This is a genomic window from Williamsia sp. 1138 (assembly GCF_002095435.2).
Classification (GTDB): domain Bacteria; phylum Actinomycetota; class Actinomycetes; order Mycobacteriales; family Mycobacteriaceae; genus Williamsia.
The window spans coordinates 97,109-123,406 of record NZ_MJEJ02000048.1 but is presented as its reverse complement, the minus strand read 5'-3'; the positions used below and the strand labels follow the sequence as shown (position 1 = coordinate 123,406).

The window sequence follows — 26,298 nt, the reverse complement described above, 5'->3', positions numbered from 1 at the left end:
TTCGCGCCGGATGTCGCGTGTTTCGGCCCAACTACGGGGTGAAACCACGCTCGGCCAGGGCGTCCAGCATCTTCACCGAACCGCGGAACGGATCACCGTCGCGGGGCCAGTGGATGATCACGTCGGTGAACCCGAGCTCGCCCGCTCGTCCCACCAGTTCGTCGAACGAGTCGAGGCTGGCCAACGAGAATTGGGGTGACGCATCGACGTTGAGGTACCGGTCGAAGGTGGAGGCGTCTCGATTCGCTCGGACCAACGCTTCCTCGAGTACCTCGCAGCTGCGTGCGACTCCGGCAAACCACTCGTCGAGCGTCTCTGATTTCACGCCCGTCGTCATCCAGGCGTCGCCGTGCTCGACGGCAAACCGGACAGAGCGAGGGCCGTTGCCCGCCAGGATGAACGGCACCCGCTCGCGGACGGATCCGCCGACCAGCCGCATGTTGCGGGCTTGGTAGTACTGACCGTCCGCGCTCACGTGATCCTCGTCGAGGAGCCGATCGAGGAGCAGCGTGAACTCCTGGAACCGGTCGACCTTCTGTTTCGGTGTCATCGCGGGCTCACCCTGGAGACCGTCGTCGGGGGTGCCGCCGGCACCGAGCCCCAGCAGAAGCCGGTCACCAGCGATGTCGAGGAGGGTCTCGACCTCGCGGGAGAAAGACACCGGGTGACGAAAGTTCGGGGAGACCACGAACGATCCGAGCTTGAGCTCAGAAGTCACCAGCGCCAGCGCGGTCATGGTCGGGATGCTGGAAAACCACCGCGCGTCGGGCAGACCGCCCCAGACGAGGTGGTCGAACACCCAGCCGTGGTCGAAGCCCATCTCCTCGACGCGCTCCCACTTGGGGCGCGCCTCGTGCCACGACTGGTCCGGCAGAATCGAGATCCCGTAGCGCATGTGGAAACAGTAGCGCCGACCGGCGACAGATCAGTGCGGTGCGTGCCGGCCCGGTTGGCCGTCCTGGCGAGGCGTCTGTCCGTTCGGGTCCAAGTTGACGCCGCCACCCCGATTGCCGCCATTGGGGACCGTGGGAGGAGCCTGACCGCCACGCTGGTCGTTCACGTTCTGATCGTTCACGTCCTGGACGTCGCCTTCGTGGCGGCCCGAACGAGGCACGTCCGGGTCGAGCTTGTCGGCGCGCTGGAACTCGGCGTCCAGTTCCTGACGCGATGAGGCGGCGTGCCCCTGTTGCGACTGTGCTTCGTGCTGGAGCCGCTTGGCCTCGGCTGCCTTCGCTTCTGCATCGGCCTGCGCTCGGCGGGCCTTGGCCGCCGATTCTTCGGCGATGGCTTCCCGACGTTGCACTTCGTTCACGCGATGCGACGCCTCTTCCCGGATCTGACCGGCCTCGACGCGCCGTTGTGCGCGCCGCTTCCGCGTCAGCAGCGCGATGAGCGCGATGACAAGGAGGACCACGACGACGGCGATGACGATCCAAACTGCGGTGTTCATGACCAGCTCCAGACATGTTCGATGGTGCCGCGCGAGTACCCGGCCGGGTGTGACGGCAAACACGTAGGCCCGGCGTGACCAGAGGTGGTGATCAGATGGCGTAAGTCCGTTCGGTGTGCTGAACACTGATCCAGTGATCGGTGGTGAACTCTGAGATGGCCCATTCGCCTCCGAACCGGCCGACGCCCGAGTTCTTCTCCCCGCCGAAGGCAGTGTTCGGTTCGTCGTTGACGGTGGTGTCGTTGACGTGGGTCATCCCCGCCTCCATGCGCAGCGCGAACCGGACACCACGCTCGGTGTCGGCGGTGATCACCGCGCTCGACAGTCCGTAGTCGGTGTCATTGGCGATCGCCAGGGCGTGGTCGTCGTCCGTCGCCTTGATCACCGTCGCCACGGGACCGAAGACTTCCTCGCTCGCGGTGGCGACGTTGTTGTCGCCCACGATCACGTGAGGCGGCAGCACCCGGCCGGTCGGACCGCACGGGGAGCCGGCGGCGAACACATCGGCACCCTGCCGGCGTGCACAGTCGATCTTCTCGAGGACGGCGTCGAACTGCTTCTGGTTGATCACCGGACCGATGTCGGTGTCCGGATCAGAAGGATCGCCGCACGTCAGAGCGCTCACGCGCTCGCGGAGGCGTTCGACGAACTCGGCGTGCAGTCGTTCGTCGACAATGATGCGATTGGTTGCCATGCACACCTGTCCCTGGTGAAAGTACGAGCCGAAGACCGCAGCGGAGACGGCCCTTTCGATCGGCGCGTCCTCGAGTATCACCAATGGGCCGTTGCCACCGAGTTCCAACGACATCTTCTGTAGCGGTGCCTGTTCGGCGAGGTGCCGACCGACCGCGGTGGATCCGGTGAACGACGTCAATCCTGCCGAGGGGTGCGCCGCGAGGTGATCACCTATCTCGCTCGACTTACCCACCACCACGCTCAGGAGCCCTGGTGGGAGCCCGGCCTCTTCGTAGATTTTTGCCAGCAGCAGGCCACCGGTGACCGGTGTGTCGCTGGACGGTTTGAGCACCACCGCATTGCCGACCGCCAAGGCGGGGGCCACTGACCGGTTCGACAGTTGCATCGGGAAGTTCCAGGGGCTGATTACGGCAACTGTCCCGAGCGGCCGCCGATAGACCCGATTCTCCTTGCCCGGTATGAGGTCGGCCGGGAGGATGCGGCCGCTGACCCTGCTGGGATAGGAGGCAGCTTCGAGCATCACCGCCCGAACGGCCATCCACTCCCACTCCGCCCGCGCCCTGATCGCGCCGGCCTCGCGGGTGAGCCAATCGACGATCTCGTCCTTGCGGTCCTCCATGATGCGGGCGGCGCGATGAAACACGTCGGCCCTCTTCTGCGCCGGTAGCGCCGCCCACGCCGGTTGCTGCTCTGCGGCACCCGCGAAGGCATCGTCCACGTCGATGGTCGTCGCCAAGTGCATATGTGTCAGCGACTCACCGGTGTACGGATCGATGTTCTCCAGCGTCTGGGGGCTGCCTCCCACACCCCAGTTGCCTGCGATCGGTAGCAATTCCATTCCGCTGTAGTGCGATGTCATCGGCAGCTGCCCTTCCGTCGTTCGACCCGGAGAGCCTTGGTTCGACCCGAGCTGGCTGACCTACCGAATGCCCTCGCTGCGCGTCACCAAAACACGGTTCGAGAGCTGCCTGGCGTGGAGAAATGAATGTCCGCTCCTTCACATAGTGTGCGTCCCATGAGCGAAACCGACGGCTTCCCGGACGACTGCCCGACGTTGGCCAAAGACGGTCAGGTGATCGGATTCTGCCCATCGCCCAACGGCACTCATCTGTTGGTGTGGTGGCGGGCCGACAGCGAGATCATCGGGGGATTCGAGACGTACGAGGCCGGCGTGACCGCGGCGCTACGCGCGATCGCGGCCGACGGCCTGGACCCTGATCCGGATGAGGTGAAAGTCGAGGCGCGCTCTTTGGAAAGGGATTTCGTCGCGACCGACTGGATGGGCCTGGGTTTCTAGTTGATCGACTCTTCCAGCAGCGGCCACGAGTCGTGGATGTCGTCCCGCCAATAGTCCCAGGAGTGGGTGCCACGGTCCTTGAGGTTGTAGGTCGCGGGGATGCCGAGTGAGTCGAGCCGACTCTTCAGGTTGTGGGTGCACTGGTTGGTGGCGGCCTCGATCACCCCTCCTGCGGTGAGCTGGGCGATCAACTGGCTCACCTCACCGTCGACATTGTCGGCCTCGAGGTTGTCGTATTGCCCCGGCAGCCCCGACGCGTTGGCTATGTAGAGCGCGGTCCCGCGCAGGCCGGCGGCGTGGATATAGGGGTCGTTGGCTTCCCAAGCGGGATCATCCGGCTTACCCCACATGTTGTCAGGATTGCCGCCGAAGTTCGCCACGGTGATCCACACGTAGGCCCGGCCCAGCGGATCGCTCGTCTGAGCGCAGCCGCTGAACGATGCCACCCCCTCGTAGAGATCGGGACTCTTGATCGACAGGGCCAGGACGGACGTCGCGGACATGGACAGGCCGACGATCGCGTTCTTGCCGGTGGTGTTCAGGGTCGAATTGATGATCGGGGGCAGCTCCTCGGTGAGGAAGGTGGCCCACTTGTTGCGCCCGAGTTCTGGATCGTCTTTCTGCCAGTCGGTGAAGTAGCTGGAGTCGCCACCGACCGTCGCGACCACGTTGACGTCTTTGGTCTCATAGAACTCTGCTGCGTCGGCCCAGTCCAAGATGCCGTTCTCGGGCTCAGCGCCACCGACGCCGTCGAGCACGTACAAGGTAGGTCTCGGTTCGTCGCCGGGCGCTATGAGCAGCTTCAGCGGAATGTTCTTGTCCATCGCCGCGGAGTAGACCTCGGCGTCCGCTCTGCGGCCCTCGCCGAGGGTGAGACTGACCAGATGCGACCCGTCGGGTGCCACTGTCGCGGCATCGGGGTCTGCGTCCGCGGAGCTGATCGCGGGGGTCGTGGCCAGCACGAGGCCGGTCGCGAGGACGCCGATCAGCAGACGTGCTGTGCGGCGGCGTGATGCAGCTGGACCCATGCAGGTACCCATGAACTTCCCCTTGATTCACCCCGACTGCCGCGTTCGTAACCGAGCGGCTTACGTGAAGGAATACCACAGGTCGGTGATAGAGGGGTCGTCTCCGGGCGTTCTCTGCGAGACTTCAGCAACGGGCTGGCGCTGAGCCACCGTGATCAGGAGGCGCCTCGTGGACATCCAGCCAGCGCATCTCGACCGTTTGGCGGCCGAGCTGCCCGGGTCGGTTCACCTACCGGACACCGCGGGGTACGCCGAAACTCTTGGGCGCGTGTTTTTCCCGGACGCCTCGCGACGGCGCCCCGCCTGCGTGGTGTCACCGGCGACGACCGGCGACGTGGCCACTGTGATGCGTGCGGCGAATGAATGCGGCCTCGGCGTCACTGTTCGCGGTGGCGGACTGAGCTCGAATTGTGTTGCCGACGGCGCCGTTCTGCTCGATCTTTCGCGACACATGAACTCCGCACGTCAGGAGGGTGACCGGGTGGTGGTCGCCGGTGGTGCCACGGTCGGAGCCATGCTCGACGCCCTGGCTCCCGCGGGGCGGATCGTTCCGGTCGGGATCGCCGCGCACGCCGGCTTCGGCCTGATGTCGCGGGGCGGCGTCGGGTACTTCACCCGCAGTCTCGGACTGACGATCGATCACCTCGTCGAGGTCGAACTGGTACTTCCCTCAGGCCGTGTTGTTCGTTTGTCTGACGAAAGTGGCGGCCACGACGCTGATCTGTGGTGGGCCGTGCGTGGTTGTGCGCCCCCGTTCGGCGTCATCACCTCCGCGACGTTGCGTACCCACAAGGCGGGACCCGTGTGGGTGGATCGGATGGTGCTCGGGCTCGATGCGTTGCCGACGTACTTCCGGGTTGCTCCCCGGGTGCCGCGGCACACGATGATGGGCGCGGTCCTGGGCTACTCCGACCTGGTGCCCGGTGAACCGATATTCTTTGTCTACACAACGTGTTCCAGCCAAGATGCAACCGATATCGCCGAAAGTCGTCTGGCAGCAAGCGAAGTGGAAAACGCTTCTCGACATCGGTACTACCGCTCCGAGATGACCGGGCGATATCTCAGCGGACTTCCGGAGTACACCCCACCCGGTGCCGGCGGCGCCGACCCGGCACCGCTGTCATTGCCGGAGCCAGGAGATCGGCGCGGGTCCTTCTACGGGAAAGCGGTGTTCGTCGGACCGACACTGGACGAATCGGTCGCCCAGGCCCTGGCGAAGCAGGTCCGAGCCGCCCCGACGCCGTTCTGCCGGATCGACTTTCAGCAGACCGGCGGTGCACTCGCTGATGTGGGCGACACCGACACCGCGTTCTGGGGCCGGGGCAGCGAGTGGAACATTCCGCTGAATGCGATCTGGGACGATGCGGCGGATGGGCCCGCCTGTCTGAACTGGGCCCGAGACACCATCGCAGTGCTGGCCGGCCATACGACGGGGTTCTACAGCGTGGAGGTACGGCCGGGTTTTGCCGAAACCGACGCCGAACTCGAGGCGGCGTTCGGCGGCAACCTGGAGCGGTTGCGAGCGCTGCGCGCCGCGTACGACCCGAGGGGCGTGTTCTCGACCTATCCGCTGTGAGAATCCGGACTCAGCCGATGTGCACCTTCGGCCGGTCCGGGACCGCCGGTTCGGCCCGGCGCAACACTTCGCGGGTCACCGGGGCCACCTCGCCCATCCCGATGAACAGGAATCGCAGCAGATTCAGCAGTGGATTGCCCTCGGACCACTGGAAGTACACGTTCGGGACCGTGCCGGTCTCGTCGCGGATGTGTAGCAGGATCGCGGCGATGGAGTTCGGGACGGCGGGACTGTCCACCCACAGCACGCGGTGGTCACCGCGCCTGCGTCCATGGACGAGCAGGTCGGTGGCGAACTCCGACGAATCGGTGACGTTGACCTCGAGGAAGATGATGTGGACGTTGGGTCCGAGCCTGCTGTCTGCCCGTTGCTGTACTGCCTTCTCGTCGTAGTTGCTCCATGGTCGAGCTCCGCTGCGCTCCGTCTCCCCGACCTCGACGCTGTGTGGGTCGTGGGCCACGATCTCGATGTTCCCCTCCGCGGCTGCTTCGGCGATGAACTCTGTTGCGGTCTCGTCGAACTCGAGGGACGTGGCACGGAGCTCGAATGCCCGGTTCACCCGCGAGAGCAGCGACACCACGAGGATGGCGCCGATGAAGAACGAGGCGACCTGGACGCCCTCGGGACGTTCGACGATGTTCACGATGGTGGTGTACGCGAAGATCACGGCCACGACACCGAACATCCAGGTCTTCGAGCGGTGATGGTGGGCGTGCGCGGAGAGGGTGACCGCGATGGTGGCCGAGGTGATGAGGACCAGTACACCGGTGGCGTAGGCGCTGCTCTGAGCGTCGACGCTGGCCTTGAAGTAGACCGTGACGAAGATGGCTATCAGGGCGAACACGAGCACCAACGGCCGTACGGCCCGCGCCCACTCGGGAGCCATTCCGAAACGGGGAAGGTAACGCGGGACGAGGTTGAGGAGTCCGGCCAGCGCCGACGCGCCGGCGAACCACAGGATCGCGATGGTGCTCAGATCGTAGATCGTGCCGAAGACGTTGCCGAGGTTTTCGTGGGCCAGGTACGCGAGGGCCCGCCCGTTGGCTTCGCCGCCCGCCTCGAACTCCTTCTGGGGAATCAGGATCGTGGTCACGATCGACGAGGTGATGAGGAAGCCGCACATGATCAGTGCCGCCGTCGTCAGCAGCCGGCGCACCCCGCGGATCCGGCCACGGGGGTTGTCCTCGGTGTCACCGGGATCGCCCTCGATCTGAGGCATCACCGCGACCCCGGTCTCGAAACCGGACAGACCCAGCGCCAGCTTGGGGAACACGATGAGGGCGATGGCGATCATCATCCACGGATTGCTGTGCTCCGTCGTCAGGGCCGACCGCCACTCGGTGATGAGGTGGGGGTCCTGGGCGATCTCCCAGAAGCTGTCGAGGATCACGACGAAGTTGAGCGTCAGAAACACCGTCACCAGGCCTACGGCGATGCCGATGGCATCGGTGAAGCCTTTCAGGAACACCGCGGTGAGCAGCATCAACAGCACGATGGTGACGATCACCTGCTTGCCCGACAAGAAAGACGGGGCAAAGGGATTGGCGATCAGATGTGCGGACGCATCGGCGGTCGACAGCGTCATGGTGATCAAGAAGTCGGTGGCGGCAAAGCCCAGCAGTACCAGGATGAACAGCTTGCCACCCCACCTCGGGAGGTGGCTCGCGAGCATGGCGATCGATCCCTCGCCGTGGGGGCTCTCCCTGGCCACGCGCCGATAGACCGGTAGTGCCCCGAAGAGGGTCAGCAGGACCAGGACGAGGGTGGCCAGTGGCGCGAGGAGGCCGGCGGCCAGCGCGGCGATGGCGGGTTGGTAGCCGAGGGTGGAGAAGTAGTCGACGCCCGTGAGGCACATGACCTTCCACCACGAGTGTTTGTGCTCATCGCGACTGGGCCTGCGCAGCGGCCCGAGCTGGCCGGCCGGTTCTTCGGTGATGTCACTGAGGAGCCAGGCCTTCAGTCGGTGCCGCATGAGCTCAATCTATGGGTTCGGCGACAACGACGTGTGAATTCGCGGCGCCAGCCGGACGAGCTGGGTGACGTGCTGTGGTCCGAGTTCCTCGAGGGACGTGACCCCGAGCAACCGCATGGTCCGTGCGACCTGCTCGCCGACGATCTCGATCATGCGGTTCACGCCGTCTTCACCACCGGCCATCAGCCCGTAGAGGTAGGCCCGGCCGAGGAGGGTGAAGCGGGCACCGAGGGCGATCGCGGCGACGATGTCCGCGCCGGACATGATGCCGGTGTCGAGGTGCACCTCATACTCGCTGCCCACCTCGCGGACGATCTCGGGCAGCAGGTGAAACGGGATGGGTGCCCGGTCGAGTTGGCGTCCACCATGATTGGACAGGATGATGCCGTCCACCCCGACGCCGGCGACCTTCTTTGCGTCGTCGAGGTTCTGGATGCCCTTGACCACGACCTTGCCGGGCCATTGATCGCGGATCCACCGCAGATCGTCGAAGTCGACGGTGGGGTCGAACATCGTGTCGAGCAGCTCGCCGACCGTTCCGGACCAGCGGTCCAGCGACGCGAAGGACAGCGGTTCGGTGGTCAGGAAGTCGTACCACCACCAGGGTCGCGGGATCGCGTTCGCGACGGTGCCCAGCGTCAGTTGCGGCGGGATCGAGAAGCCGTTTCGCTTGTCGCGCAGGCGGGCTCCGGCGACCGGGACATCGACCGTCACCAGCAGCGTGTCGTAGCCGGCTCTTGCGGCGCGGTCGACGAGCGCCATGGACCGGTCACGGTCTTTCCACATGTAGAGCTGGAACCAGTTGCGACCATCGGGGTTCGCTGCCTTGACGTCCTCGATGCCGGTCGTGCCCATCGTCGACAGCGAGAACGGGATCCCGTGTTTGGCGGCCGCGTGGGCGCCCGCGATCTCGCCCTCGGTCTGCATCATCCGGGTGAATCCCGTCGGAGCGATGCCGAACGGCAGGGCCACCGGTGCGCCGAGGACGTCCCACCCGGTGGACACCTCCGCGACGTTCCGCAGGATCGACGGATTGAACTGGATGTCCTCGAACGCCTGCCGCGCGCGGCCGAGCGAGATCTCTGCCTCCGCGGCGCCCTCGGTGTAGTCGAAAGCGGCTTTCGGTGTGCGGCGCTGAGCGATGCGGCGCAGGTCGTACACGGTCTGCGCCTTCGCGAGCCGGTTCGCCTTGAAGTCGAGGCTCGGCCTCTTGAACTGCATGAGCGGCGCGAGGTCGTGGACCTTGGGGAATCGGCGCTGTGGCATCGCGTGTCCTTCGATCGGGTGTGGGGTTTGCCGGTCATCTCGGTCCCGCCGACCGTCCAGTCGAGCAGGTTCTTGAACGAGCCGGGCAGTGTGCCCGCGTACTCGGGGGTGCAGAACAACACCGCATCGGCGGCGGCGATGGCCGTGCGGAGCGCGTGGACGGTGGCCGGGAGCGGCTCGCGATCATCGTCGGGATTGAAGTGCGGCAGCATCGCGACATCGAGTATGCCGTCGACGATGAGTTCGCCGGACGCGAAAGAAACGACAGTGCGACAGAACGCCGAGTTGGTCGAGCCGGAACGCGTACTCCCGGAGATGACCAACAGGCGTCCTGCCGCAGCTTGGTCGGGCATGTACTGCTAGCTGGTTGCGGCGTCCGCGCGGTGCGGCAGCTTCCAGCCCGGGCGCACGAAGTGGCAGGTGTAGCCGTTCGGTATGCGCTGCAGGTAATCCTGATGCTCGGGCTCGGCCTCCCAGAACGGGCCGGCCGGCACCACCTCGGTCACCACCTTGCCGGGCCACAACCCGGAGGCGTCGACATCGGCGATGGTGTCGAGAGCGACCTGCTTCTGCTCGTCGTCGGTGTAGAAGATCGCCGAGCGGTAGCTGGCACCGCGATCGTTGCCCTGCCGATTCTTGGTCGACGGGTCGTGGATCTGGAAGAAGAACTCGAGGAGATCGCGAAAGCTGGTCTGCTCCGGATCGAACTCGACCTCCAGTGCCTCGGCATGGTTGCCGTGATCGCGGTACGTGGCGTTCGGCTTGCTGTCGTCACCCGTGTAACCCACGCGGGTGGAGACGACACCGGGTTGCTTACGAACGAGATCCTGGACTCCCCAGAAACAGCCGCCCGCGAGGATTGCCTTGTCGGTCATCTACTTTGCCTCCTGGGTGTTGAAAAGCTCGACGTAGTCGCCGTAGCCCTCTTTCTCCAGGTCAGCGACCTGGATGAACCGCAGGGCTGCGGAGTTGATGCAGTAACGAAGACCGCCTTGGTCGATCGGTCCGTCGTTGAAGACGTGACCGAGGTGGCTGTCGCCGTGTGCCGACCGGACCTCGGTGCGGACCATGCCGAAACCCTTGTCGGATTTCTCGACGATGTTCGCCGGGTCGATGGGGTGCGTGAAGCTCGGCCAGCCGCATCCGCTGTCGAACTTCTTCGTCGACGTGAACAGGGGCTCGCCGGACACGATGTCGACGTAGAGACCTGCCTCGTGGTTGTCCCAGAACTCGTTGCGGAAAGCGGGCTCCGTCGCCGACTTCTGGGTGACGGCGTACTGGTCCGGGTTGAGCCGGGCGACGGCGTCCGGATCTTTACGGTATTGCTTCGACACGTGGATGATCCTCCTCGGGATTCGTCACCGCTGGCTGCGGGACGCATTCGATGAGTACAACGACTCCCGGCGCTCTGGTGTTCCGAGGGTCAGCGGGTCTGCAGGCCGAGGACGACTGCCAGCACCGAGAACACTGTCAGCAGCGAGATCAGGGCCCAGATCGGTAGCGGACCCGGCATCGGTCCGCCGTCGCGCAGTGCGTTGGTGGTCTGGCGCCACCGCGCACCGCCTGCGATCGCCGTCGCTGTCCCGAACGCGACCAGGCAGATGCCGAGGATGTCGCGAGATGTCTGGGTCGAGTAGTCGGGCAGCACGTGCATCACCGCCAGGCCGGCGGCGATCAGGCCCAGCGCGGTCCGGAACCACGACAGCACGGTGCGTTCTGCGGCCAGCGTGAAGCGCGCGTCCACGGCACCGGGAACGGTGTCTCGCGGGGTCGGTTCGTCGTCCGAGGTGGGCACCCGCCAATCATCCATGGTCACCGCTCGGGGGTCGACCCCCTAGGATTGACGAGTGCGCGCCTGGGTCGTCTGGACAACGGGAGTGTTCGTCTACATCGTCGCCGTCCTCGACCGCACCACCCTCGGGGTCTCCGCGCTCGACGCCGCCGACCGTTTCTCGGCATCACCGAGTGTGCTGTCGTCCTTCGTGGTGCTGCAGGTGATCGTCTACGCGTCCATGCAGATCCCGGCCGGGCTGTTGCTCGACCGGTTCGGCTCCCGAGCGATGATCGTCGCCGGCGCGCTGATCATGGCCACCGGGCAGATGACTCTCGCGCTGACCGAGGAACTGCCCCTCGCCATCGCGGCACGGGCGCTGGTCGGGGTCGGCGACGCGTTCACCTTCATCTCGGTGCTCCGGTTGGTGCCACGCTGGTTCGCCCCGAAACGCGTGCCGTTGATCACCCAGCTGACCGGTATCACCGGGCAGCTCGGCCAGGTGCTGTCGGCCGTGCCGTTCCTGGCGTTGCTCGACGCTCGCGGCTGGACCACCGCGTTCATCTCGGCCGCCGCGCTCGGGGTGCTGTCGGCGGTGCTCACCCTGGCGCTGGTGCGCAACGCTCCGCGCGGGACCGTTGTGGCGGCGCAGAAGGTATCGGTGCGAGGTTCACTCGGTAACGTCAAGGCGGTCGCGAAACGGCCCGGCACGCGACTCGGGTTCTTCGCGCACATGGGCACCCAGTTCTCGATCACTGTGTTCGCGCTGATGTGGGGCATCCCGTATCTGACGACGGCACAGGGCCTGTCCTCTGGTCTCGCCGGTGGTCTGCTGACGATCTCGGTGGTGTCGATCGTGCTGTCAGGGGTGGTCATCGGACTGCTCACCGGACGCTTCCCCGGACGCCGATCGCGGTTGGTCTTGTTCATCATGGGCAGCAACGCCTTGATGTGGACGGTCATCCTGCTGTTGCCGGGTCCGGCGCCGCTCTGGCTGTTGATCGTTCTGGTCGTCGTCGTCTCGATCGGTGGCCCGGGTTCGGTGATCGGCTTCGACTTCGCGCGCACCTTCAATCCCAGCAGCATGCTCGGCACCGCCCAGGGCATGGTCAACATGGGCGGTTTCATCGCCTCGCTACTCGTGATGCAGGCGATGGGCATCATCATCGACGCGATGGGCGGCTACTCCTTCGACAGTTTCCGCGTCGCCTGGACGGTGCAGTACGTCGTCTGGATCCTCGCGACCGTCGGGATCCTGGTGAACCGCAGGCGAGCGCGCCGGGAGATGGCCGAGGTCCGGCCCGCCGCGGTCACCGAGTAGGCGCCTCGCTGCGCCGGCCCCGAGCCAGGTGTGCGGCCGCCTTTGCCGCATACATCTGCTCGTCCGCGCGTGCGACCAACGGGGCGCCATCTTCGCCCGATGCGCCGATGACCGCACCTATGCTCACCGACAAGAACAACGAGCCACCGCGCCAGGCAACGAGTTCGCCGCACAGGTGGTCGCGTAGTCCGGTACACAGGCCCTCGATCGTGTACGAACCGTCCGCGGCGCTGAGGGCGAGCACGAACTCGTCGCCGGCGAATCGTCCTGCGAGAGCGCCGGGTGGCAGCCAGTTCAGAAGTCGATGTGCGACTGCTTGAAGGACGCAGTCGCCCGCACTGTGACCATGAGTATCGTTGATGTGCTTCAGATCATCGACATCGATGAACGCGAGGATCAGTGTTCGGTCGTCGGCGATCCATCTGTTGACGTGGTCGAGGAACGCCGACCGTCGGTAGAGACCGGTCAGGTCGTCGCGCTCGGCTCGGGTTCTCCACAGATCCGTTTCGTGCACCATCGGACTGACCAGGTCCATACACGCGATGACAACACGCCGGCCTGCGAGTATCCCGGCCCCGAGATGCAGCCAACATGAGACGTGCGTGCCGTCGCTACGTCGAAGCCGACGAAGGCCCCCGGCCGGGTTCGTGCGGCCACAGGGGTCGAACTGCAACGTCGCCGATCCGCTGTCAGGAAGCAGGTCTGTGACCGGTGCGCCGGTGAGATCGTCGGAATCGTATCCGAGGAGTTGGCGGCACTCGTCGTTGGCGGCGATGACCGACGACTCGAGACTGAAGACGACCGCGGCGATCGGCAGCTGCGCAACCACCGCGTGGATGGAAGCGACCTCCTCTACAGTGAACTGCGTTCCGGATCCGGCTGTAGCACTGAACATTTCGGTCACCACCATGTCGTGTCGTCTCAGAGATAGGCCACAGAAGTCGGCCGTCGATCCCTCGGCGACGGCCGACTTCTCGGCTGGTGTGCGCAGGCGACGATCGCGTGCGACGTCACCAGCCTGTGCGGGTGGTTGTGTTACAGCACCGCGCTACATGCCGGCAGTCCGAGAACCACCACCAGGCAGCGGATTCCAGCGGAGTTGTTCTGCAGGTTCGTATCGATGGTCGCGATCCTCGGATCGGTCAGGGTGAACGTGGACTGCGTGAACGCCGACACCTCCACCGTCGACAGCTGGAACGAAACACTCTGTCCCGGTTGCAACGGATTCTTCAGGTAGACCCTGGTGTCGTAACCCGAACCGAGTGCCTGGATGTTCCAGTCCTGGCCGATCTGCGAATCCCCGAAGAGTCCGATGCTGGCGAATCCGGCCGAGTGGAAGGTGAACTGCGTTCCGGCCGGCACGACGGTGTCGCCGTCGTTTCTCACCACGTACGCACGCGTGCCTGCCCCGGTATTGGCGGAGACCGCGATCTCGGCACGGCCATGATCGTGCCTGTCCGCCGCTGCGGGTCCGGCTGCGGCCGTCGCCAAACCTGTTGCCATCATGGCGGCCAGGCATACACCCATTGCCGCCGACTTACGCTTTGTTGCGATCATGGTTGGGACCTCTATTTCTATTTGTTGGTTGTCTGACAATGGATATCCCGCCAGATCGTTTCGACCTGCGCGGTTTTGCAGGCAACGTCGACTGCAAAAATCGAAGGACCCCGGCTTCGCTGAGATCGAATTGGCCGGAGTCGGCTGGTGCGTGGTCATCAATTGCATGAATCCCCTCTGCGAAGGGGTCTCCAGCGAAGCGCGTCCCTGCGGTGTCACGCAACTGCAGGAATGCGCGTTTACACTGCTGGACAACAGGTATCCGCGCCTTTACGAGTCGATACCGCTGGTCCTACGAACCACGGACCACCCTGTGATTCACGTCACAGTTCCGCAGCGCCCGACTGGCGCGCCTTGTAAATGCCGCCGAAGCCCGATTTTACGAAGGCTGTGTCACCGAGGTCCGACTGTCGAGCGACGAGCGGGGGCAGCAGAGGCGTTCGGCACCGACCCGCCACTTCGCTGTCGTCTTGACAAATAGTCGCGGAGAGTTCTTTGCTTGGCGCGCAGGCACGATCGGTGTCCTCGTCAGGTGTCACCCGGCCAATTCGGTCGTGTTTACGCTGCTAGACACCATCAGGGTCATGTTTACGGGGGAGAAATCGCAGCATTCAAGGGGGCGCGTCATGTACGACAGCGATACAGATCAGACACTAGCGGACTGTTTGGACCGTGCCCGTAAAGCCCAGGGGTCACCGAGTTTACGGGCGATTGCCGCACGAACCGACTACAGCCACACCACAGTCGCCAAGGCGTTCTCCCAACATGTGGGAGATCTGTCGTGGCCTGTCATCGAGCAGGTGGGTCTGGCGGTCGGCGCGGACCCGGTGGTGTTGCATCAGCTGTGGGTCGGTGCAGGCGAACAGCCGGATGTCATTGTCGAAGCCGGCAATGACACGAACTCCCGTGCCCAGCATCTTCCGCTGGTGCTGTGGATCGTGGTGCTTTTCTGCGGAGCTATTGCAATGGGTGTGATGCAGGCAATTGACGACAATGTCGCCCACACAACGTTTATCGCCGATCTTGTCCAAATAGTTTTCATGACGGGTACAACCGTCATCCTCATCAAGCGAGCAATTGACGCACACGACAACAACGATCGGCCGAGTTCGCTGTTTTTCTCCCTATTGGCTCTCGGCGCCGCGAGCTGGGCATCCGGAAGACTCATGTGGTTCATAGAACGGCAACTACTCCACGACGACATGCCCACAGGACTGCTTGCCGGCAGCGGCTTTTTTCTGATGCCGATCTGTGTGGGTGCCGCGCTGTGGATGAGTTCGGGCCTCCACGGTGCGGGCAACTGGCGCCGCCCGTGGCGTAGCGCAGTCACCTGTGTGGGGTTGGTGGCTTGCCCGTACACCTTGGCAATCCTGCTGCTGACCGCTCTGGGCCTCCGGACGGACGGTCTCATTCTTCTGTACGCGATTCTGCCTGCGGCTGACATCGCACTTGCCATGATGGCGTTGGCTCCGATGCTCTGCGGTTACCGCATCTTCGGTTCGGCGGTGTCGGTGATCGGTCTGCTGGCGGCAGCGGCATCAGACGTCGGATACCTGCTACTGCGGGCTGATCCGGAGGTCACCGTGTATCCCCCGACCGCAGCCCTGGGCTACGTGGTGTTCACGATCGCCTTTTCCGTGTACGCGCTGATCTCCCGGCCGTTACCTGCGAGCATCCGGCCAGTGATCCCGTTGGGGCCCAAGTGGCTTCACGCGCAGGACATCGTGGCCGTCGGCACCGGTATCAGCTGTGTCGTCGCCCTGGGATGTGCAGCGAGCGTGATCAGGATGACGACCGAAGAAGACGTAGGTGTCGTGATGTTCCTCGTCACCATCTTCGTCGGGTCGGCGCTCGCACTGCTCGGAATCGTGGCGCCACGATCTTGACCGGAAAGGACGTCACCGGCGTGCCAGCGCGGCCGCGGTGGCGAGCGCGAACCGTGCCATCGCCGGTCCTCGCTTTGTCTCGGGGAGTTGGTGCCAGCCCAGCGACGGTTCGACAGCCTCGAACTCGAGTAGCCGGGCACCGGACCCGCCGGCACCCAGGAGATCGACCCTGGCATAGAGGATGTTGGCGGGCATGACACCGACCGCATGCGCGGCCGCGGTCAGCACGCTGTCACCCAACTCCCAGAACTCGTCGGGAGGACTTGCCGGAGCCAGTGATTCGACGAGGTAGAGCCCGGACTCGTCGAGTTCGCCTTCCACACCGGGTTCGGGCAGCATCGGTCCCTTGGTGAACGCATGTGAGCGTTGGCCCGCGATGTAGACCAGCGCGGTCTCGCCCTCGGCCACCGCGGGGTCGAAGGGCTGTACCACCACGCGGTGGCCGGCCGCCTGCAGTGCGGCGGCATGGTCGGCCGCGTGCCGGGGATCGGTGAACCGGGCCGCGCCGCGGGAGCCTCCGGCGACGGCAGGCTTCACCACCACCTCGCCCTCCGGGATGGATACGGTCTCGTCCGGCGCGAAGACCGCAGTCGGAACGATCGGGATGCCTGCTGCTTCGAGATCGAGCAGGTATCCCTTGTCGGAGTTCCACCGCACCATCGACGCGCTGTTGATCAGCAGGTCGACTCCTTCGGCCCAGGCCAGGAACTCGTCGAGCCGATCTGGGTAATCCCAGGTCGCGCGCAGTACGACACCATCGACCGAGTTGATCTCCGGGTCGTCCCACGCCAGCCAGCGCGCCGACAACCCGGCCGCGGTGAGGGCGTCGATCAACCCGTCGTCATCGCCGTCGCCGGTGGGAAGCTGAGCACACGCGGCCAGCACCACGGTCGGTGACGAGGGAATGGGGCTTTTGTCGGATTCTGCGCTCACGCCTTCAGGCTAGCCAGTCAGCCGTCGGCCGCTTCGATGACGCCCGCAGCGACGGCGGCCACGAGTTCGGAATGATCCCGTTCGGTCTGGTCCGCATACCGGACAGCGAAGCTCCCGATGTCTTTGTCCAGTGCCTTGCCGTCCTCGAAATACCCCGCCAGCAGTCGCGGATCGAGCGAGCGGGCGTGTGCTCGCGCCAGCAGAGCTCCGGCGAGGCGACCGTAGTCGTCGAGCAGGCTCCGCTTCAGTGCCGTCGGATCGATGTCGCCCTTGAGGTTTCGGAACTGGCGGACAATGTAGGGCAGGCCGTCGATGGTTGTCCAGCCCAACAGGATGTCGGTCTCCGACTGCACCATCCGGGCGCCGCGGACGATGCGTTTGCCTTCATGCCGCGGGGTGTCGGCCCTGACGTACGGTGCCAGTGCCGACTGCTTCGCTTGTTTGATCTGCAACACCAGATCCTCCGAGCGGTTGCCGTGCAGCAGCGCCACATAACTGCGCAACCCCACGCTCCCGGTGCCAACGATCCGGAAAGCGATGTCGGACACTGCAAACCGGGAGATCAGGTTGCGCCGCGACTCGCGCAGGGTGCTGACGTAGTCGTTCAGTCCGGTCGCGACCTCATCAGCCGTGCTCGCATCGACGCGGGTGAGAATGGGCGGATCGGTGACGAACCGATGTCGCCGGATACCAGTCGTGTGGTCCTCGAGGTGCTCGGTCCACTTGGCGACCACCTTCTCGCTGGTGTTGCGGCGAGCCTTCTTCGCAGCTTCGTCGAAGTCGTCGAGCAACGCGTCCGCCTTGGCCTGATCCAGAATCGAGGCATCGGGCAGTGCCGACCAAGACCGAAGGAAAGGCACCTCGGCCAAGGTGCGCATCGTCTTGCGGTACGACCGCGCCGCGTCCTGCGCCGCATCGCGGCACCCAGCCTCCGAGACCCCGCCGCCGCGGCCGGCCAGCACCAAACTGGCCGCCAACCGTTTCAGATCCCACTCCCATGGACCGGGGATCGTCTCGTCGAAATCGTTGATGTCCATGACGATCTGGCCGTCGGGTGTGCCGTAGAGCCCGAAGTTCGCGGCGTGCGCGTCGCCGCAGAGTTGGGCTTGCAGACCGCTGTCCGGCGTCCCGGCGAGGTCGGCGGCCATCAGGCCGGCAGCGCCGCGGAAGAACGCGAACGGGGACAATGTCATCCGTCCGATCCGAAGCGGCGTGAGGTCGGCAAGCCTCCCGGCGTTGCTCTGCTCGACATAGTCGAGGACACCCGGGCGGTCTGGGCCGGCGGCGCGGTGGTCGTGAGCGGACTCGGGCAGTTGTGCCCGCAGTGTGCGGCCGCGGGCCACGACCTCGTCGGCGTCGTGGTAGTCGCGCAGGTCGACCGGGTCCGGGCGGTTGGCCATGGGTTCCTCAGTCGCTGCTCGGGACGGTGAACCGGGTGAGGATGGAGTGCGCGGCACGGGTGGCGAGGTCTCGGTCGTAGCTCTGCACCACGTCGAAGGTCCGGTCGAGGTCGGGCACATCGTCATCGCGGTCGCGTGCTGCGAGCAGTGCGGCCGAATGCGGTCCGAGAACGACCACCGTCCATTCGTTGACGAGATCGTCGGTGGGGTCGAGCGGAGCATGTTGCACGTTGCCGTCGAGCATGTGGGACAACCCGACTCCGTAAACACCGGCGAAGCCCGAGCGGTCGGCGAGCACCCGCCAGCGCTTCGCCGTCAGTGGCGTGAACTGCTTGGCCTCCTGGAACGTCCCGAGCACCAGCACTCCGGGCCCCGCGGTGGAGGCCTGGACCTCGAGCGCCTTGCTCATCTCGATCAGGAGTCGCTTGTCGCCGCGGCGGGACCGGTGTTCGGCAGATGCAATGAAGTATGGCGTTGTGGCTGCTTCGCTGGGATGCCGACGTGATTGCTGCAGGGGCAGTGGCTCGAATCGCTCGGCGCCCAACTCGCTGAGCTCGGCTGCCGGCGGGAAGAGATTTCCGATGCCGTAGTCCGCGCCGATCGTCTGTGCGGCGATCCGCCGGGCCTCGGTGTCGACGCCTTCGGCGATGACAAGCGCACCACTGCGCTCGACATGGGCGGTCAGACCGTGCGCGAGTTGTGCGGTCGCGGCGTCGTCGCGGGCGAGCAATTCGGCCGTCATGATGATGACGTCGGGATCGATCAGCCACAGCAACGTCATCGCGCGGTTCGTGATGCCGATCAGGTCCACACAGATCAGGTGGCCGGCACTGCGGGTGCGTTCGACCTCTTTGAGCATGTCGCCCGGCCGTCGGAGGAAATCGTCCGGATCCACCGAGGCCAGTTGCCGAAATTCCGAAGGCGCCGCGGAGTGATCTATCGAGCCGATGTCGACGGTGATGAGCACCGGGAGGTCGGTTGCAGTGGTGTTCTCCGCGGCGATCACCAGCTTCCGCTGATCGACGGCCACCGACTCCTGCATCAGGCGCGCGGTGCGGCGTAGGGAATCGGGAGTGGAGACCGCGGTGCCCGGGCGACCCGTGATCTGCAGCTCGGCAGCGACGAGCGCCCCGTCGGCAAGGCGCCTGACGGGTGCGTATCGGTGCACCAGGTCGAGTCCCCCGAAGACTCCCTCGCCGTCGATTCGGGTCACCAAGTACTTACTCGCACTCCCGCCATAGGGCTAGACAACCACAGGTGACCACCGTCTGCGAAGCCCGCCGTTACCATTTCGTGACCTGAAGGTCGCGATTTGATCGCGGTGGGGGGTTCATAGGTTTGGGGCACCCCGTGGATGGGCACATGACAGTCATGACTTTTACAGCACCCGGCCTCTCGGATGACGCCACGAAAAAATTGGTCTCTGTCATGCAGGAACGTCTCAGCGCGTTCAACGATCTGCATCTCACGCTGAAGCACATTCACTGGAATGTCGTCGGTACGAACTTCATCGGCGTGCACGAGATGATCGACCCGCAGGTCGAACTGGCCCGCGGTTACGCAGACACTCTCGCCGAGCGCATCGCGACCCTGGGTGGCTCGCCTCGGGGCACCGCCAAGGCCATCGAGGAGGACCGTTCCTGGGACGACTACTCCGTCGGCCGCGACACGGTGCAAGCTCACCTCGGTGCGCTCGACCTCGTCTACGTCGGTTTCATCACCTCGCATCGTGAGGCGATCGCCGTCGCCGGCGAGATCGACCCGGTGACAGAAGACATCCTGATCGGTCAGACGGCGGAGCTCGAGAAGTTCCAGTGGTTCGTCCGAGCACACCTGGAGAATCCGTCGGGCGAGCTGTCCAACGCAGGAGCCACCAGCGAGAAGGGCGCAGCCGACCAGGCTCGCTGACCACTCGTCGCACCAACAGTCATCAAATCGAGGCGCCCACCAATCGGTGGGCGCCTCGAGGGCTGGTCAGACCTGTTCGTTTCACTTCTCTTGCAGCTCAAGGGATTTGATCTCTCATGCGGTCGACCAAAGATCGTTTGACGCGTAAGTTGGAGCCATGGCACTCATCACCAGTTCGGGATTTGCACACGTCCGTTTGACCGTCACCGACATCGCCCGCTCCAAGACTTTCTACGACACGTTGTTCGGCTGGCCGATCGTCATCGATTCGTCCGAATCCGTGGACGAGAACGGCGTCCGGGAATCTCCCGACAAGTTCTACGGCGGCACCATCTACGCGACCCCGCAGGGCACCCTGTTCGGTTTGCGTCCGGTTGGCAGCGAAACCTTCGACTCCACGACGACCGGATTGGACCACGTCAGCTTTGCCGTCGAGTCGCGCGACGAGCTCGAGGCCGCAGCGAAGGCTCTCGACGAGGCGGACATCACCCACGGCGAGATCACCGACCTCGGTGGAGCGGGCTTCATCATGTCGTTCCAGGACCCCGACGACATCAACATCGAATTGACCGCGCCTCCCGCCGAGTAAGGGTAACGTCCTCGAACTAGAACACGTTCTAATCCTCGAGGGAGACGCAGATGCCGAGTGCCGAAGAAATCAAGAAAATTGTCGAGTCCTATGTGGACCTGGTCGCGAATGGCACCCCGGAGCAGGTCGCGGATCTCTACGCCGCCGACGCGACGGTCGAGGACCCGATCGGCGCCGACATCCGTAACACCCGAGAGTCACTCATCGAGTTCTATGGCGTGATCGCCGCCATGGACAAGGTCACCTCTGAACTGCACTGGTCCAAGATCGCCGGCGACACCGCCGTGTTCGAGTTCACGCTCATCACCGAGGCGGGCGGCTCGGCCTTCAAGATCACGCCGGTCGACATCATGGTCTTCGACAACGACGGCAAGATCAAGACGATGCGTGCGGTCTGGAGTGCGGAAGATCTGCAGACCCTGTAGATGCAGTACCGCCGGCTGACGGTCGACGGTTTCGGGTGGGCGTTCATCGATGAGGGCTCGGGACCGGTGGTGCTGCTGTGCCACGGGTTTCCCGGTCTGGCGTACAGCTGGCGGCATCAGGTGCAGCCACTGGTCGCTGCGGGGTTCCGGGTCATCGCCCCCGACATGCCGGGCTACGGCGGCACCGATTCACCGGCGGCGGTAGCCGAGTACACGTACCTCTCTGCCGCCGGTCGCCTTGATGCCCTACTCGAGTCGCTGCATGTCGAACGCGCCGTCGTCGTCGGACATGACTTCGGTGCACCGACTACGTGGACGCTGGCTCTGGAGTACCCGCAACGGGTGGCGGGGTTGGCTTTGCTGGCCATGCCTTACGCCCCGGATCGCATTCCGATCCGGCCCTCCGAAGCGTTCGGGTACCTGGCGCAGAAGCACTTCTTCCATTTCGACTACTTCCTGCAGCCGAATCTGGCCGACGCTGAACTCGACGCCCGCCCGCGGGAGTTCCTGACCCGCATCTTCTATGCGCTGTCGGGGGACTACCGGTACCTCGACGTCTGGGAGCACCCGAGTGATCGAGGCGGCCGGCGGCTGGGCTACCTCGACGTCTTGCCCGAGGCACCCGAGCTGCCCTGGTCGTGGTTGACGTCAGCCGAACTCGACGTCTACCACGCTGCGTTCCGGAAGTCGGGCTTCACAGGCGGCCTGAACTGGTATCGGGCCGCCGACCTCAACTGGCAGCTGCAGAGCGAGGTGCCGCGGGTTCTCGATGTACCCGCATACTTTCTCTGCGGCGACAACGATCCGGTCCTGACGATCGCCGGCCGCGGCGCCGTCGACCGGATGCGGGAGATGATGCCGGGGCTCCGTGGTGTCGAGACCTTCTTTGGTGCCGGTCATTTCATCCAGATGGAACGAGCCGACGAGGTCAGCGCAGCACTTGTGTCGTTCGCGGCGTCGCTGGACCGGGCCTGATCCCTATCTGCTCGCGTGAGGCGCTCCCATCCCAGGGTCGATCTGCACAGGTCCGCCGTGGCCGGGCGTGACGTCGAAGTCGAAGATCGCGGTGGGCAGGTAGACCGTGGCGCAGGCGTTCGGGATGTCGACCACACCCGAGAGCCTGCCTTCGATGGGTGCGGCGCCGAGCAGCAGGTATGCCTGCTCAGGCGCGTAGCCGAACTTCGTGAGGTAGTCGATCGCGTGCAGGCAGGCGCGCTGGTAGGACAGGTGGGAGTCGAGGTAGCGCTGCTCACCGTCGAGCGTCACCGACGTGCCAGAGAATGCCAGCCACTGCGAATACTGGGGATCGGTGTTGCCGGGCATGAAGATCGCGTTTTCCGAGACTCCGTAGGTGTCCATACCCCCGCGCAGGATGTCGACGCGCAGATCGATGAATCCACCCATCTCGATCGCGCCGCAGAACGTGATCTCACCGTCGCCCTGGCTGAAGTGCAGATCGCCGACGGAGAGGTTTCCGCCGTCGATGAACACGGGGTAGAAGATCCGCGTGCCCTTGGTCATGTTCTTGATGTCCTGGTTGCCGCCGTTCTCCCGCGGCGGTGCCGTCCGCGCGGCTTCTGCTGCGGCTGCGGCGAATTCGTCACCGGTCAGACTTCCGAGGATCGCGTCCTGCGGTTCCGGTGGCAGCGCCAGCGGCGGTACGCGATCCGGATCGGTGGCGATGAGCGCGGCCTCGCGCGTGTTCCACGTACCAAGGAAATCCTTCGACGGCGCGGTCCCCATCAGGCCTGGGTGAACGATGCCGGTGAAGCTGACCCCGGGTACATGGCGCGAGGTCGCGGTCTGGCCGGCGAAGTCCCACACCGCCTTGTAGGCGTCGGGGAACTGTTCGGTGAGGAAACCGCCGCCGTTGTCCGTAGGGAAAATACCCGTGTACCCCCAGCCCTGACCGGCCAGAGGTCCCGAATCCTCTTGGGGGATGGGCCCGACATCGAGGATGTCGACGATCAGCAGGTCGCCGGGCTTGGCGCCCTCGACCGCTATCGGGCCACTGAGCGTGTGCACGGTGGTCAGTGGTGCGTTGAGGATGTCCTCGGCGGAGTCGTTGTTCTCGATTGCACCGTCGAACCACTCGCGGCAGTGCACCCGGAAACTGTCGCCAGGCTTCACGGTCACCGCCGGAGGGATGGCATGGTGCCACCGGTTGTGTCCCAGGAGCTGTTGCTCCGTGAACTTCTTCGTCGAATCCAGCGGGAACACGAGGTCAGGCATCTGCGGATCTCTCTAGGGTCGGGGCAAGGTGGACAGTCGAGGGTCTGCTGCGCGGGCCGGTCGTGGCGATGGGCGCCCGCTGCTCGGTGGGCTCGACACCACACGCGGTTCGGACGCGGTACGGGCCGTGGCGTCGAGGAGGCGCATCGCCACCGAACTGCCGCCGCCCAACCGTGCCGCCGTCATCACGCGTCGCGCAGAGGAGTCGCACTCGACGCACCTGCTGTGATCGGGCACCGAGGCGATGGGATACCTGCGGTCGAAATCACCACAGGTCGGACAACGGAACTGATAGGTGGGCAATGGTATTCCGTTCGGACGAAGGAGCTTTCACAGAGAACTCACTGCCCGGCAATCGTCACAGTCGCAAGGCAACGTGCAGTGTCGATATCGTCACCATCACGTTAACCAAATGATGAGGCCGGCGGTGATACTTTCGCCGGTATGGTCTCCCCGCCGCCCGGAATCGCGCCCCCCGGAATCCCATCCCTCGGCATCACCTTCCTGCCGGCGTTCGCGCCGGAGCAACTCCGAGAAGTTGCGCAGCAAGCCGACTCGGCCGGCCTCGACGAGTTGTGGTTGTGGGAAGACTGTTTCCGGCACGGCGGCCTGGCGACGGCGTCGGCCGCGCTGGCCTGGACGAGCAGGATCACGGTGGGAGTCGGACTGCTGCCGGTTCCACTGCGCAACGTCGGAGTGGCAGCAATGGAATTGGCAAGTCTGCACCGGCTGTTCCCGGACCGGGTGCTCGCCGGGATCGGTCACGGGGTGCAGAGCTGGATGGGTCAGGTCGGTGCCAGGGTCGCCTCTCCGATGACCCTGCTGAACGAGTACGACTCGGTCCTGCGAGATCTCCTCGCCGGCGGTGAGGTGACGTTCGACGGGTCGTACCTGCACGTCGACGCCGTGAAGCTCCATTGGCCGCCCACCGGAAACGTCCCGCTGCTGGTCGGTGGGGAAGGGCCGCGCTCGCTGGGGTTCGCCGCTCGCCGCTCGGACGGTGTCTTGCTGACGGCAGGCTTGGGGGTGAGCGAAATCGGCGCTGCGTGTGACCTCATCCGCGCGGAGGCCGCGGCCGCGGGCAAGGCCACGCCGCCTGTTGTCGTGCCGCTGATCGCCGCCACCGGTGTAGGGGCGGCGGAGCGTGTCGCCGTAGAGGTGGCCCGGTGGCAGAAGTCCGATCGCGACGACGTGGGTGTGGCGGGTGATGCAGAAGCGCTCGCGGCCGCGATCAGCCGGCTCGCCGAGGTGGGCGTGACGTCGGTGGCGATCCAGCCGACCGAAGACGAACCAGATCTGCCGGGGCTGTGCCGCTTTCTCGGGCGGCAGGTGCGCCCGATACTCGCGGGCTCATAGACTCTTTCGAATGCGCACACTGAGGCAGGTGACGCAACCCTCGAGCTTCTCGAACTCCGAGATATCCACGGCAACAACGTCATAACCACGGTCTACGAACAGCGTGGCACTGTCTGGCGCGGCAGAGCTCATCAGTACGGTGTTCTCGTCGAGGACCACCACATGGGCGCCCGGCTCCTCCGGCACGGCGAGAAATTGCGGGAAGATCGACGGATCGTCCACAATCGGCGCGTAGCCGATCACCGTGCCGTCGGGCAGCGCGGTGATCGCGCTCTTGAGATGCAGGGCCTTGGTGACCGGCACCGCGATCACCTCCCAGCCGCGGGGCGTGAGCAGGTCCGTGAGCTGGTCGACAGCGGCCTGGTCGGTACTGCCGGTCAAGCCGACGTAGACACGCTTGCCGACCTTGAGGACGTCGCCACCGTCGATGGTCGCCGGGTCGGTGATGCCCGCGACCTCGAGCCCGAGGTCCCGCACGAACTTCTCGGTCGCGACCGTCTCCGGGTTGCGTGCCGGCGCTTTGGGATTGGTGATCACCGCGAGTTCGTCGAACATCACCACGGTGTCTTCGACGAACACCGAGTCGGGAAGTGAATCGTCCACCGGGACCTCGCGCGTGGACCACCCGTTCTCCTCGAGGGCAGCCACGTAGTCCTGCCACTGCCGATGCGCGAGCCCGAGGTCGATCGACTGACGCTCGATGAAGGTGACGATGCCGTCGGCCAGTGTGGCCGCCGGCCGCCGAACCAGCGCGGTTCCTCGGGGTGCTGTGGTCATGGTGGACCATTTTTCACCAAGTGAGGTACCTCGCGAGGCGATCTGCTCCACTTCTAGTAATCCGCTCCACTTCTAGCGCCCTGGAAGTGGAGCAGATTGCTAGAAGTGGAGCAGATTCGGTTGTGGCTACCGGCGACCCGTGGGCCGCAGCACTATCTCTTCCGGGTGGGCATCGATAGGCGTGTGGATGGCGTTCACCACGGCTGCCGCCACGGTTTCGGGGACCAAGAATCGGGTCCCGTCGTAGTCGCCACCTTCCATCGCGACGATCTCCTGCTGCATGTCGGTGTCGATGCGACCGGGAAAGATCGACGTCACGCGGAGGTCGGGCTCTTCGACGCGGACCGCGTCGGCGAGGGCACGTAGCCCGAACTTGCTCGCGGCGTAGGCGCCCCAGCCCGGGTTGACCCGCCGGCCCGCGCCCGAGTTGATGAAGACGACGTGGCCGCGGGCCTGCCGCAGCGCAGGAAGCAGCAGCCGCGTCAACTCGGCGGCCGCGATCAGATTGACCTCCAGCACCCGCCTCCACTCGTCGGCGGGTGTCTCCTCGATGGTGCCGAGTGAGCCGATTCCGGCGTTGTGGATCAGTACGTCGAGCGAGGTGATCATCTCGGTCGCGGAGTACAGGTCGTCGTGGTCGGTGAGTTCGACCTCCCAGGTGGCCGCGCCCTCCAGTTCGAGCGCCATCTCGTCGAGTTCGGACGACGGACGCCCGCCGAGCAGCAGGTCATGGGTGGGAGCGAGGCCGCGGGCGATGGCCGCTCCGAGCCCGCGGCTGGCGCCGGTGATCAAGGCAGTTGGCATGCCCGCAAGCCTAACCACGCGGCCAGATCGGTATGACCGGTCGAGCACGATCGC

General features: G+C 65.2%; 27 protein-coding genes and 1 pseudogene. 9 read left to right on the top strand and 19 right to left on the bottom strand.

Translation table 11 applies throughout. From position 1 onward, the window contains the following. Positions 1–31: 31 nt before the first annotated feature. From BH683_RS19050 to BH683_RS19040, 3 genes are all read right to left on the bottom strand, one after another. Positions 32–895 (bottom strand): LLM class flavin-dependent oxidoreductase, encoded by an 864-nt coding sequence (locus tag BH683_RS19050; protein ID WP_084837846.1) that lies wholly within the window; start codon positions 893–895, stop codon positions 32–34. A 30-nt stretch (positions 896–925) separates the two neighbouring features. Continuing rightward, positions 926–1,450 carry a hypothetical protein gene (locus BH683_RS19045; RefSeq protein ID WP_094647580.1) on the bottom strand — a complete coding sequence of 175 codons (525 nt, stop codon included), beginning with the start codon at positions 1,448–1,450 and terminating at the stop codon, positions 926–928. A 91-nt stretch (positions 1,451–1,541) separates the two neighbouring features. Next, positions 1,542–3,005, bottom strand: a complete 1,464-nt coding sequence (locus BH683_RS19040; RefSeq protein WP_084837845.1) for an aldehyde dehydrogenase family protein — start codon at positions 3,003–3,005, stop codon at positions 1,542–1,544. A 156-nt stretch (positions 3,006–3,161) separates the two neighbouring features. On the opposite strand from BH683_RS19040, the gene BH683_RS19035 reads away from it, so the two are divergent. Continuing rightward, positions 3,162–3,443 (top strand): hypothetical protein, encoded by a 282-nt coding sequence (locus BH683_RS19035; protein WP_084837844.1) that lies wholly within the window; start codon positions 3,162–3,164, stop codon positions 3,441–3,443. On the opposite strand, the gene BH683_RS19030 is transcribed toward BH683_RS19035, so the two are convergent. Further along, complete coding sequence (locus BH683_RS19030; protein ID WP_084837963.1) at positions 3,440–4,471, bottom strand: alpha/beta hydrolase family protein; 1,032 nt, start codon at positions 4,469–4,471, stop codon at positions 3,440–3,442. The two genes, BH683_RS19035 and BH683_RS19030, sit on opposite strands and share 4 nt — an antisense overlap. Before the next feature lie 169 nt (positions 4,472–4,640). Between BH683_RS19030 and BH683_RS19025 the strand changes: the two genes are divergently transcribed. Then, a complete protein-coding gene (locus tag BH683_RS19025) occupies positions 4,641–6,047 on the top strand; it encodes an FAD-binding oxidoreductase (RefSeq protein ID WP_246833466.1) in 1,407 nt (468 codons plus the stop codon). Positions 6,048–6,057: 10 nt separating this feature from the next. On the opposite strand, the gene BH683_RS19020 is transcribed toward BH683_RS19025, so the two are convergent. The 6 genes and pseudogenes from BH683_RS19020 to BH683_RS18995 form a co-directional block, all read right to left on the bottom strand. Further along, positions 6,058–8,019, bottom strand: coding sequence for an amino acid transporter (locus tag BH683_RS19020; RefSeq protein ID WP_084837843.1), 1,962 nt, complete (start codon positions 8,017–8,019; stop codon positions 6,058–6,060). A gap of 9 nt (positions 8,020–8,028) precedes the next feature. Then, positions 8,029–9,285: an alpha-hydroxy acid oxidase gene (locus BH683_RS19015; RefSeq protein WP_084837842.1), complete on the bottom strand. Its 1,257-nt coding sequence runs from the start codon at positions 9,283–9,285 to the stop codon at positions 8,029–8,031. 83 nt (positions 9,286–9,368) lie between these two features. Beyond that, positions 9,369–9,638 (bottom strand): annotated as a pseudogene (locus BH683_RS19010) (NADPH-dependent FMN reductase); the annotation flags it as partial. Between the two features lie 6 nt (positions 9,639–9,644). Continuing rightward, complete coding sequence (gene msrA / locus BH683_RS19005) at positions 9,645–10,160, bottom strand: peptide-methionine (S)-S-oxide reductase MsrA (protein WP_084837841.1); 516 nt, start codon at positions 10,158–10,160, stop codon at positions 9,645–9,647. Next, positions 10,161–10,619, bottom strand: a complete 459-nt coding sequence (msrB, locus tag BH683_RS19000; RefSeq protein WP_084837840.1) for a peptide-methionine (R)-S-oxide reductase MsrB — start codon at positions 10,617–10,619, stop codon at positions 10,161–10,163. Between the two features lie 89 nt (positions 10,620–10,708). Further along, the gene (locus BH683_RS18995; protein ID WP_084837839.1) at positions 10,709–11,095 is read right to left on the bottom strand and encodes a DUF202 domain-containing protein; all 387 of its coding nucleotides are present in this window, start codon (positions 11,093–11,095) and stop codon (positions 10,709–10,711) included. Between the two features lie 37 nt (positions 11,096–11,132). Between BH683_RS18995 and BH683_RS18990 the strand changes: the two genes are divergently transcribed. Continuing rightward, positions 11,133–12,377 (top strand): MFS transporter, encoded by a 1,245-nt coding sequence (locus tag BH683_RS18990; protein ID WP_084837838.1) that lies wholly within the window; start codon positions 11,133–11,135, stop codon positions 12,375–12,377. Here BH683_RS18990 and BH683_RS18985 read toward each other — a convergent pair. Together BH683_RS18985 and BH683_RS18980 are read right to left on the bottom strand one after the other, a co-directional pair. Beyond that, positions 12,367–13,272 (bottom strand): sensor domain-containing diguanylate cyclase, encoded by a 906-nt coding sequence (locus tag BH683_RS18985; protein WP_246833465.1) that lies wholly within the window; start codon positions 13,270–13,272, stop codon positions 12,367–12,369. The two genes, BH683_RS18990 and BH683_RS18985, sit on opposite strands and share 11 nt — an antisense overlap. Before the next feature lie 140 nt (positions 13,273–13,412). Then, positions 13,413–13,934: a hypothetical protein gene (locus tag BH683_RS18980; RefSeq protein WP_143696093.1), complete on the bottom strand. Its 522-nt coding sequence runs from the start codon at positions 13,932–13,934 to the stop codon at positions 13,413–13,415. Between the two features lie 626 nt (positions 13,935–14,560). Here BH683_RS18980 and BH683_RS18975 point away from each other — a divergent pair. After that, the gene (locus tag BH683_RS18975) at positions 14,561–15,820 is read left to right on the top strand and encodes a hypothetical protein (protein WP_143696092.1); all 1,260 of its coding nucleotides are present in this window, start codon (positions 14,561–14,563) and stop codon (positions 15,818–15,820) included. A 12-nt stretch (positions 15,821–15,832) separates the two neighbouring features. Here BH683_RS18975 and BH683_RS18970 read toward each other — a convergent pair whose 3' ends face one another. Genes BH683_RS18970 through BH683_RS18960 form a run of 3 tightly spaced genes read right to left on the bottom strand, consistent with a single transcriptional unit; the run spans position 15,833 to position 19,366 of the window. Next, positions 15,833–16,753 (bottom strand): hypothetical protein, encoded by a 921-nt coding sequence (locus BH683_RS18970; RefSeq protein ID WP_246833464.1) that lies wholly within the window; start codon positions 16,751–16,753, stop codon positions 15,833–15,835. 17 nt (positions 16,754–16,770) lie between these two features. Next, the gene (locus tag BH683_RS18965) at positions 16,771–18,153 is read right to left on the bottom strand and encodes a DUF2252 domain-containing protein (RefSeq protein ID WP_084837834.1); all 1,383 of its coding nucleotides are present in this window, start codon (positions 18,151–18,153) and stop codon (positions 16,771–16,773) included. A gap of 7 nt (positions 18,154–18,160) precedes the next feature. After that, the gene (locus BH683_RS18960) at positions 18,161–19,366 is read right to left on the bottom strand and encodes a DICT sensory domain-containing protein (protein ID WP_084837833.1); all 1,206 of its coding nucleotides are present in this window, start codon (positions 19,364–19,366) and stop codon (positions 18,161–18,163) included. 158 nt (positions 19,367–19,524) lie between these two features. Between BH683_RS18960 and BH683_RS18955 the strand changes: the two genes are divergently transcribed. The 4 genes from BH683_RS18955 to BH683_RS18940 all read left to right on the top strand — a co-directional run bounded on the left by BH683_RS18955 (position 19,525) and on the right by BH683_RS18940 (position 22,050). Further along, positions 19,525–20,061 carry a DNA starvation/stationary phase protection protein gene (locus BH683_RS18955; RefSeq protein WP_246833481.1) on the top strand — a complete coding sequence of 179 codons (537 nt, stop codon included), beginning with the start codon at positions 19,525–19,527 and terminating at the stop codon, positions 20,059–20,061. Between the two features lie 157 nt (positions 20,062–20,218). After that, positions 20,219–20,650, top strand: a complete 432-nt coding sequence (locus BH683_RS18950) for a VOC family protein (protein WP_084837832.1) — start codon at positions 20,219–20,221, stop codon at positions 20,648–20,650. Between the two features lie 50 nt (positions 20,651–20,700). Continuing rightward, positions 20,701–21,075 (top strand): nuclear transport factor 2 family protein, encoded by a 375-nt coding sequence (locus BH683_RS18945; RefSeq protein ID WP_084837831.1) that lies wholly within the window; start codon positions 20,701–20,703, stop codon positions 21,073–21,075. Continuing rightward, a complete protein-coding gene (locus BH683_RS18940; protein WP_084837830.1) occupies positions 21,076–22,050 on the top strand; it encodes an alpha/beta hydrolase in 975 nt (324 codons plus the stop codon). Positions 22,051–22,053: 3 nt separating this feature from the next. On the opposite strand, the gene fmdA is transcribed toward BH683_RS18940, so the two are convergent. Both fmdA and BH683_RS18930 read right to left on the bottom strand, forming a co-directional pair. Then, a complete protein-coding gene (fmdA, locus tag BH683_RS18935; protein ID WP_084837829.1) occupies positions 22,054–23,307 on the bottom strand; it encodes a formamidase in 1,254 nt (417 codons plus the stop codon). A gap of 12 nt (positions 23,308–23,319) precedes the next feature. Continuing rightward, entirely contained in the window at positions 23,320–23,610 is a 291-nt protein-coding gene (locus BH683_RS18930; protein ID WP_084837828.1) for a zinc ribbon domain-containing protein, read from the bottom strand. A gap of 141 nt (positions 23,611–23,751) precedes the next feature. On the opposite strand from BH683_RS18930, the gene BH683_RS18925 reads away from it, so the two are divergent. Beyond that, on the top strand, positions 23,752–24,663 hold the full coding sequence (locus BH683_RS18925; protein WP_084837827.1) for an LLM class flavin-dependent oxidoreductase: 912 nt from the start codon (positions 23,752–23,754) through the stop codon (positions 24,661–24,663). On the opposite strand, the gene ddaH is transcribed toward BH683_RS18925, so the two are convergent. Together ddaH and BH683_RS18915 are read right to left on the bottom strand one after the other, a co-directional pair. Beyond that, positions 24,658–25,440, bottom strand: coding sequence for a dimethylargininase (gene ddaH / locus BH683_RS18920; RefSeq protein ID WP_084837826.1), 783 nt, complete (start codon positions 25,438–25,440; stop codon positions 24,658–24,660). The genes BH683_RS18925 and ddaH overlap by 6 nt on opposite strands. 126 nt (positions 25,441–25,566) lie before the next feature. Continuing rightward, a complete protein-coding gene (locus tag BH683_RS18915; protein WP_084837825.1) occupies positions 25,567–26,244 on the bottom strand; it encodes an SDR family oxidoreductase in 678 nt (225 codons plus the stop codon). Positions 26,245–26,298: the final 54 nt, after the last annotated feature.